Consider the following 7,828-nt stretch of genomic DNA (forward strand, 5'->3'; position numbering starts at 1 on the left):
CACTCGGAGGGGTTCACTCCAGTTTGGACGCCATCTATCTGCAGGCCAAGAGATGGGAGGGAACTGTTGGCAGACAGGTGGTGCAGGCCTTTGCCGGGAGCCTGGAGGGACACAGAGCCCGAAAAGGCGTGCTGATCACCACATCCCAATTCAGTCCGGATGCACTGGATTACGTCACCAGGATCGAGAAGAAGATCGTGCTGATTGACGGGGAGAAGCTTGCCGAGCTAATGATAGACTATGGGATTGGTGTAACGAATGATGTGACCTATGAGATCAAAAGGCTGGATGCAGACTACTTTGAAGAGGAATTATAGAACTGCTCTTGGCATCAACACCGAAAAATGCTTAACGAATTGGATTGAAGATCAGATAGATGAATGCGAAAGTCGCCGAGATGCCTGGAAAGAAAACGGTACCACCAGAGGAGAATCCAAGAATAGTGGCCGGAACCCTGGAAGGAGAGTCTGAGATCAGAGCAGGTCTAGGAAAGCGATTTCGCAATGCAGATGAGTTTATAGATCATCTAGAGAAACATAAGACTTCGATGGCGTACATTCAGCGTTTATCGCCCGCATTGATCGGAACTTCAAGCGTCTGACCAAGAAGAACAGAGACCTGAGGGATAGGGCGCTAAGAATATCATTGTATTCGGCGTGCATCTAAAACATTATTATTTAATCTCCGATTTCCATTTCCCATCTTGCCATGATTTCCGATGCCTTCTGATAAACAAAATCATGATGATCTACATATAAAAATGTGATTATGTCGCCTTTGACTGCATAGACGATTACATATGGATCCACGTGGGAGCCGCGAGCGTGTCTAAGCTGGTGAAGCTTTGGGGTGCCGATCGATGGATTATCAAGGATTTGCCTTATCTTTTTGAGAAGTCGCACCTCCAGCGCCCTGTTCTTCCTGATGAGCTTCGAAAATTGCTCATCAAACTCGGGTGTGGAGTCGTATTCCATGAGGCTTACTCAAGGTTCTTCAGGTGGTCTAAGAAATCCTCTTTGGTCTTGAAGGTCTTAACTAAACCAGCTTTGTATTGACTGATGCTTCGGGCAAGGCCCGCTTCAAACTCCTGCAAGGCGGCCTCGTTTGCATCCTGGATAACTTCTTGGTTGACTTCTTGGTTCTTTGCCTCTGCCATGAATAGATAATCCTAACTGAAACGGATATATCCCTTTCGGCCTATGGTCCTTCTTGGTAGTCTCCCCAATACGCGTTGTTGATTTCAGGAACAACTAACACCTGGCTACCAAGATTTTAATAGCAAGAATTACCAGGTAATATCGATGTGCGAGGTTCTAGAGCGCCGGATCATAACCCAAGATCTCACTTACGACCTGGAGGAATCTGGCGGTGAGAGAGAGATCACCAGAGGACTTATGAGGCTCTCGCAGCAGGCGCTATCTAAATATGTAGATAATGAGCCTGACATCTATTGATGAGAGGAAAGATCGTTGTAGTTCCATTCCCTTTTACAAAATCGATTCTGAACCCAGATACCATAAATGGTGCTGCAGACCTGGCCAGCCATTATGCCCCATAACTCCTGAAATATGGATAAGAAGGAGGGAGGCAAAAGTCAATTGGATGTAGGAGGGAAAAATAGCCATCGACTTTCGCCAATATACTATACGTCAATTGCCGAGATAAAAGCCTTTCGCTTCAGTGCTGAAAAGATCATTTCCACCCCAAAGAGATCATCAAGAGAATGAGATCTCAAGTCCCAGGCGGGCCAGCGCCGAAATCCACAGCGCCCTTGTCGGAGGAGCCGATCACCGAAGTGATGGCCTGACCCTGCCCGAAGCTCGACGATATTTAAGCCGGGCTCGAGGCTCATTAGCACTGGAATTTTGCCACAGCGTCCAAATTGCAGGAACCCGAACTCACTGGGCCTAATGCTCGCCTCTCGCCTTTGGCCTTTGTGCCGCAACATGTCCCGGTCGTGTATTAGCGCGAGATGCTTTCGGCAGATTACTGCACCAGTTACAGTGCGCAACTTTTTTTTGCTGCCGAAGTTTCATCTCCCAGGCTCGTAGCCGAATGCAGTGCCACGACGACATGCATCTCCTGGAACAAGGAAAGCGATCCGATCTGTATGCGACCGCAAACTGCCCCCCATGGGGACAGCGCTTGAATCATCCTTGCCAAACAGAGCATTATCGGAATACGTTAAGCCCACGACACACCCGCCACCCTTTGCATGAAGCGGCAAACTATCTATATAATCGTTATATATACTTGTAGTTTGCGGTTGAATTCTGAACTTCGTATAAGAACCGAACGGTATCCTTTTTAACCAAAGTTCACCATAATTAACATATGGACGCTTCGAAGAAAGGAATGCCTCCGCCTGCGTCAGTATCAATAGGGGCAAAGATTGCGCCCGCTGAAGCAGCGCAGATCCGGGAGCTGCTCGAGGCGGGATTGTACCTCAATGAGTCCGATTTTGTCAGAGACGCCATCAGGCACAGATTGTCTGAAATCAAGGTCATCAAATGCAGGGAAGTCGATTTCCAGACGGCCAAGAAAGAGATTTTGGGCTACTACAAGGCCAGAGGGGAAGCCTATCCAGATGAGGCAGCAAGGGATCTTGAGCTTGATTTTGATCTGGTGATGAAAGCAACTGGCGAGCTGCGCCGGGAAGGCAGGCTGGTGGAAGCATAGCAGACTGTCATGAGATAGGCGATACTCTGCATGCCTCGAAGATCTATGCCGAGGCCAGAAAGTTAGAAGGTCCGAGAGTCATTGTGAAGACTGGCAGTCATAAGGCTCTTTTGCGTAGATTTATATCTGAAAAAGGAGAAATTGAAGACCAATGAAACGCCTTTATGACTACACTGTAATCCTTCGCCCCGAAGACAATGGTACATTTGTGGCCTATGTACCTGCAATTCCTGGCTGCCATGCCTGGGGCCAGACCCCCCAGGAGGCTCAGATGGAGCTGACAAACGTCTTCGAGATGATACGGGATGAGTACAAAGAAGAAGGGCGCATGCTTCCCGCGGATATTGATGCGTTGGCTACTCATGCCTGCCAAAGCTAAAGACCTGCAAAAAGCAGCCAGAAAACTTGGATTTCGAGTGGTAAGGCAAAAGGGCAGCCATGCCAGATGGAAACATCCCGATGGCCGAGCCACAACCATTCCCATACATGGCAATAGCGAGATTGGAGGCTGGCTTTTGTACGAAATTTTAAAACAGCTTGAAATAACAGAGGAAGAATTTAGAAAGCTCTTAGAATAAGGCGCGATGTTCTGGAGACAGACATCCCAACAGTAATCCACGCCCTCTGAGCAGATCCAGGTGGCAATCTCCGGCGCACACAAGTCTACGAGCCGCCCGCGGACACGGGAGTACCGTATGCAAACCCGAAGGTTTTTTAAATAGATCTTCCAGATAAAGACTGAGCATAAAGGGATCGAATGAGATCGATTACAATCTTAGCGTTATCTTTGTTCCTGATAGGGCCATGCATCGCATATGCGGAAACGATGGCCGAACCTGAGAATATCAGCATTTCAGGAGATGGCCAGGAGGCATCACAGGAGTTTTTCCTGGATGAAGGCCTGTCGATATTCTCCATGAAGCACTCCGGTTCGAGCAACTTCGCCGTCTGGCTGCTGGATAGCAGTGGTAATAAAGTCGATCTGCTGGCCAATGAGGTCGAGGATTTTGATGGCGCAAAGGCCGTGGGGATATCTCAATCGGATGACTTTGTTTTGGATATAGAGGCTGATGGTCCATGGCTGGTGGATATAAGCCAACCAAGACCCGAGACTGCCCAAAGCGTTCCAATCACATTTAGCGGAACAGGACAACAAGTCCCCCCATTATTCGAGTTAGGCCCGGGACTGGCACGGTTCGAAATGGAGCATGATGGGAAGAGAAATTTTGCCATATGGCTGCTGGATAGCAATGGGGAGATGGTTGATCTCCTGGTAAACGAAATTGGCCCATTTGATGGATCAAAAGCAACAGGCATAGAAGATAGGGGAATATACTGCCTAGACATCAGTGCGGACGGCAATTGGAGGATAAATATCAGCCAATGAAGACTCATAGATGTATGCTGCGGGCTGGAAAATCTCTTGTGTGTGGGTGGTGGAGAAGGTCAATCCCACAAAGAAAGGCAACCGGTCCTATCACTATTGGATGGCTATGAAAGCCACGTCCCTGGCTATTAAGATCTAAATAGCAAGAATTACCAGGTAATATCTATGTGCGAGGTTCTAGAGCGCCGGATCATAACCCGAGATCTCCCTTACAACCTGGAGGAATCTAGCGGTGAGAGAGAAATCACCAGAGGACTTATGAGACTCTCGCAGCAGGCGCTATCTAAATATGTAGATAATGAGCCTGACATCTATTGATGAGAGGAAAGATCGTTGTGGTCCCATTCCCTTCTACAAAATCGATTCTGAACCCAGATACCATAAATGGAGCTTTTGGCCAGGCCAGCCATTATGCCCCATAACTCCTGAAATATCTGAAATATGGATAAGAAGGAGGGAGGCAAAAGTCAATTGGATGTAGGAGGGAAAAATAGCCATCGACTTTCGCCAACATACTATACGTTAATTGCCGATATAAAACCTTTCGCTTCAAGCTTCAAGCTGAAAAGATCATTTCCACCCCAAAGAAATCACCAAGAGAATGAGATCTCAAGTCCCAGGCAGGCCAGCGCCGAAAATCCACAGCGCCCTTGTCGGAGGAGCCGATCACCGAAGTGATGGCCAGATCCCGACGATATTTAAGCCAGGCTTTGGTTCTTTGACATTGTCTGGAATTGATGAGAATGCACAGAGTTTCTTGCCGCTGCAGCACATCCTGCTATAATGCAGACCAAGTTGAAAAAAGGAGATGGGTATTGGCTGCGATTACACGCAGGGCAGCCAATCAACGCTGATTGCGCCGCAGGTGGAATTACCCCAGAGCTGTATGAACTTTTGAATGGCGAAGACGCCGGTCAAATCCTCGACCGATCTGCCGTACTCAGCATGGCGGCCCTTGAGCAGCTTGTTGGGCGCAGGATCCCTAGAGATCCAGCCGATATGAGCAACGCCGATGACGTTGCTGTTGAGGTTTGCTTCAAGAACTCCAGTGCAACAATCCTTATCCAGCGTATAGCCCTCATGGTATGCATCAGTCAAGCAATAAGGACAAAAGCCGTATGACCTTGTCTTGACCTCTGTGGTCTTTTGCAGATGCTCGGCATGAGTATACATCTCAGTCAGCACAGCGCCGATTCTGTAGTTCTGCACGCACAGCTTCTCAATCCATTTTTGGTCGTAAGTGCCAGTCTGGTAAGAGACGGGCATGTACTCGAACTCAGCCTCCTTGGTGAAGTTGATGTAGTCCATTGGAACAAAACCCGTTGGATAATCACAAATCGGCTCGTCTATCCACATATCCCAATATAAGGGGAAGGACTGTCTATTGAGCTGTCTCTCAGCTTCAAGCTCTGTTCTCTCGGCGATCACATTGCCAGAGCCAGACTCCTTCTCGACAAGTTTGTCACCGTTAAAACCTGTCTGCGTGGAGATGATCATCTCTACATTTTTGTAACCGACACCCTTGACTGATGCCTTTTCGTACATGTAGTTGGCAGCTCCAGCCATGCCAATTAACATAACCACTAATGCAGCCAAAATCAGCATTCTCTTCAGTTCAATTCCCTCCTAACTGATGATAATTATCCTATCAATTCCTATTTGAGCTTTATGATTGATGATTAAATATAATTAGCTTGATCCATCAGAGACTTCACTCTAATTATAGCGAAGAGGCATGAAAAAGAGAGCGGATTTTCGCTGGCAGGAATTAGAAATGGCAAGCCCATATTCGGCAGAATTGCCCTCATCGCCATGAATCTGCAGCTCAAATGTAAATTAGTGCGAATCAGATGACTCTGGATGTTTGATCTCAACTTCTTGACATACTGAAGTGGATTTATGGTCAAAAAACGATGCCCAAAGCCTAAAAAATGGTTAGAATCGAGATTGATAGCGGTCGACGGCTGTAACGGGAGCATAGATGCTACTATACGGCTTGCGAAGCTATGGAAAAGTCTCCAAGAAGAAATCCCCGGATATGGATTTGGACATGAGCTATTTACATATTGCTATCATAAAGGGACAGGGTTGTACCCTTTCCCTGGAAAAGTGTTTATCTGAAAAAGATTACAGCAGGGTTGGAGACAAATCTAGAGGAAAGAGAGATGATCAAGAGCCCGTGGGAGGGAAAGCTCGCCCGCAACATGTATGCGGGCAGCATCCTGGAGATATTTATAGTCACGGCCGTGACCACCGTCCTGACCATAAGGTTCTTTCTGGGAGCTACAGGTTACCCCCAAGTAAGCGGCGGTGGTCTCCATATAGCTCACGTATTGATTGGAGGTCTGGCCATGCTGATCTCCATCCTGATCCTCCTGACCTTTCTGGGCAGCTACTCAAAGAGCCTAGCTGCAGTCCTGGGAGGCTTTGGTTTTGGCGCCTTCATAGACGAGCTGGGGAAGTTCATCACCATCGACAACAATTACTTCTTCCAACCAACCATCGGGCTGATCTACATCGCCTTCGTCCTCCTTTTTGTCCTCATTAAGAAGATAAGCAGCAGAAGCTATCTTACAGAGAAAGAGAGACAGGTTAATATCCTGGAGATATCCAAGGAGGCGGTCCTCAAGGGCGATGAGGCTTATGGTATACAGATGGCCAGAAGCATACTGAAGAGGAGTGCAGCCCAAAAGGCATGCCTAAAGGGCTCAAATGAGACCACAGGATGCCTTGATGAGATACCTGATCTGCCTCCTCTTCTAAGTCCTGAGCCCAAAGTCTACGCCGCTGCCAAGACCAGAGCCAAGGGCCTCTATAGCTGGATGATAGGGAGGAGATGGTTTATCCAGTTCCTGATAGCCTTCTTCCTCCTAAATGCCCTGATCTCCCTGATAGAAGTGATCTACCTCACCATAGGCATACAAAATGCCGTCTTCTGGGCAATCTTCGCCCTAGCCTCCCTGGGAGTTTACAGGGCCATTGTCTCTGGGACATCGACCGTGAAGAAGGTAGTCTATATCCTGATCCTCGTGATCCTGGCCTTAATCTTTCCCTTCACCATCCTGGGCCTAACTCTGCCGTCCCTGCCCCTGGCCGACTGGCTCCGTCTGGGCTTCACAGCCCTAGCAGGCAGCTTCTCTGTGGCAGGGATGCTAACCATACGAAAAGACAGGCTCAAAGCTTACCATCTTTTCGAGAACTCGATGCTGATCTATATTTTCTTCGTCCACGTCTTCGACTTCTTTGACATCCAGCTCTATGAACTCTTTGACCTTTTCGTCGATCTAGTAACGCTTATGGGGCTGAGATATATGATTAATCAGGAGGAGAGGAAGGAATCAGTGATAGGAAATCAGACTAATAAGGTATAATCCCGTTCACGTAATCCTCCTCATAGATTTCCAGAGACCTGTTAAATATTGAGAACATATAGAGCCCTGGTGTTTAAACGTGACTGTAGAACGTGCAGGACTTTGATTTGAACCCTATTTCTATGCATAAGCCATTAATCTAAAATAGTTTTTAGTTAACTATTAGTACTATTACTAATAAGTATATAGGTGAGAAAAACGTCGTGAATCCACAGACCTATTATTAAACATTAAATATCTAATATTTTTTTAAAGAATTGTCGAAAGCAAGGTGGTATGAAATGACAGAAAAAAATTCGAATGCCAGGATAAAGCCCATAGTTGATGGAATAAAGCGATCCAAGGAAAAATTAAAAGCTGTAGTATACAGCGACGAAGGTGGAGAGATAAA

The 7,828-nt window shown here is 47.2% G+C and carries 11 protein-coding genes; 8 read left to right on the forward strand and 3 right to left on the reverse strand.

The genetic code is table 11. The features are described from left to right. Nucleotides 1–317 (forward strand): restriction endonuclease (locus tag BP727_RS01615; protein ID WP_286857080.1); only part of this gene is annotated, 317 nt, incomplete at its 5' end. A 59-nt stretch (nucleotides 318–376) separates the two neighbouring features. Continuing rightward, nucleotides 377–601 (forward strand): hypothetical protein, encoded by a 225-nt coding sequence (locus tag BP727_RS01620; RefSeq protein ID WP_013718803.1) that lies wholly within the window; start codon nucleotides 377–379, stop codon nucleotides 599–601. A gap of 76 nt (nucleotides 602–677) precedes the next feature. On the opposite strand, the gene BP727_RS01625 is transcribed toward BP727_RS01620, so the two are convergent. Both BP727_RS01625 and BP727_RS01630 read right to left on the reverse strand, forming a co-directional pair. Then, the gene (locus tag BP727_RS01625) at nucleotides 678–974 is read right to left on the reverse strand and encodes a type II toxin-antitoxin system RelE family toxin (protein ID WP_013718804.1); all 297 of its coding nucleotides are present in this window, start codon (nucleotides 972–974) and stop codon (nucleotides 678–680) included. A 5-nt stretch (nucleotides 975–979) separates the two neighbouring features. Next, on the reverse strand, nucleotides 980–1,156 hold the full coding sequence (locus BP727_RS01630) for a hypothetical protein (RefSeq protein WP_013718805.1): 177 nt from the start codon (nucleotides 1,154–1,156) through the stop codon (nucleotides 980–982). A 145-nt stretch (nucleotides 1,157–1,301) separates the two neighbouring features. On the opposite strand from BP727_RS01630, the gene BP727_RS01635 reads away from it, so the two are divergent. The 5 genes from BP727_RS01635 to BP727_RS01655 all read left to right on the forward strand — a co-directional run bounded on the left by BP727_RS01635 (nucleotide 1,302) and on the right by BP727_RS01655 (nucleotide 4,066). Further along, nucleotides 1,302–1,454: a hypothetical protein gene (locus BP727_RS01635; protein ID WP_013718806.1), complete on the forward strand. Its 153-nt coding sequence runs from the start codon at nucleotides 1,302–1,304 to the stop codon at nucleotides 1,452–1,454. Nucleotides 1,455–2,334: 880 nt separating this feature from the next. Then, nucleotides 2,335–2,679, forward strand: coding sequence for a ribbon-helix-helix domain-containing protein (locus BP727_RS01640; protein WP_232844340.1), 345 nt, complete (start codon nucleotides 2,335–2,337; stop codon nucleotides 2,677–2,679). A 151-nt stretch (nucleotides 2,680–2,830) separates the two neighbouring features. Continuing rightward, nucleotides 2,831–3,058: a type II toxin-antitoxin system HicB family antitoxin gene (locus BP727_RS01645; RefSeq protein ID WP_013718813.1), complete on the forward strand. Its 228-nt coding sequence runs from the start codon at nucleotides 2,831–2,833 to the stop codon at nucleotides 3,056–3,058. Next, nucleotides 3,042–3,257, forward strand: a complete 216-nt coding sequence (locus tag BP727_RS01650; RefSeq protein WP_013718814.1) for a type II toxin-antitoxin system HicA family toxin — start codon at nucleotides 3,042–3,044, stop codon at nucleotides 3,255–3,257. The genes BP727_RS01645 and BP727_RS01650 overlap by 17 nt, the downstream gene beginning before the upstream one ends. A 248-nt stretch (nucleotides 3,258–3,505) precedes the next feature. Beyond that, entirely contained in the window at nucleotides 3,506–4,066 is a 561-nt protein-coding gene (locus BP727_RS01655; protein WP_157863669.1) for a hypothetical protein, read from the forward strand. Between the two features lie 825 nt (nucleotides 4,067–4,891). Here the strand turns inward: BP727_RS01655 and BP727_RS01660 are convergent. Further along, a complete protein-coding gene (locus tag BP727_RS01660) occupies nucleotides 4,892–5,644 on the reverse strand; it encodes a hypothetical protein (protein ID WP_394339392.1) in 753 nt (250 codons plus the stop codon). 587 nt (nucleotides 5,645–6,231) lie between these two features. On the opposite strand from BP727_RS01660, the gene BP727_RS01665 reads away from it, so the two are divergent. After that, nucleotides 6,232–7,437, forward strand: a complete 1,206-nt coding sequence (locus BP727_RS01665) for a hypothetical protein (protein ID WP_286857085.1) — start codon at nucleotides 6,232–6,234, stop codon at nucleotides 7,435–7,437. The last annotated feature ends 391 nt before the right edge of the window (nucleotides 7,438–7,828 follow it).

Source organism: Methanosaeta sp. UBA356 (assembly GCF_002496465.1).
GTDB classification, from domain to species: Archaea; Halobacteriota; Methanosarcinia; order Methanotrichales; family Methanotrichaceae; genus Methanothrix; species Methanothrix soehngenii.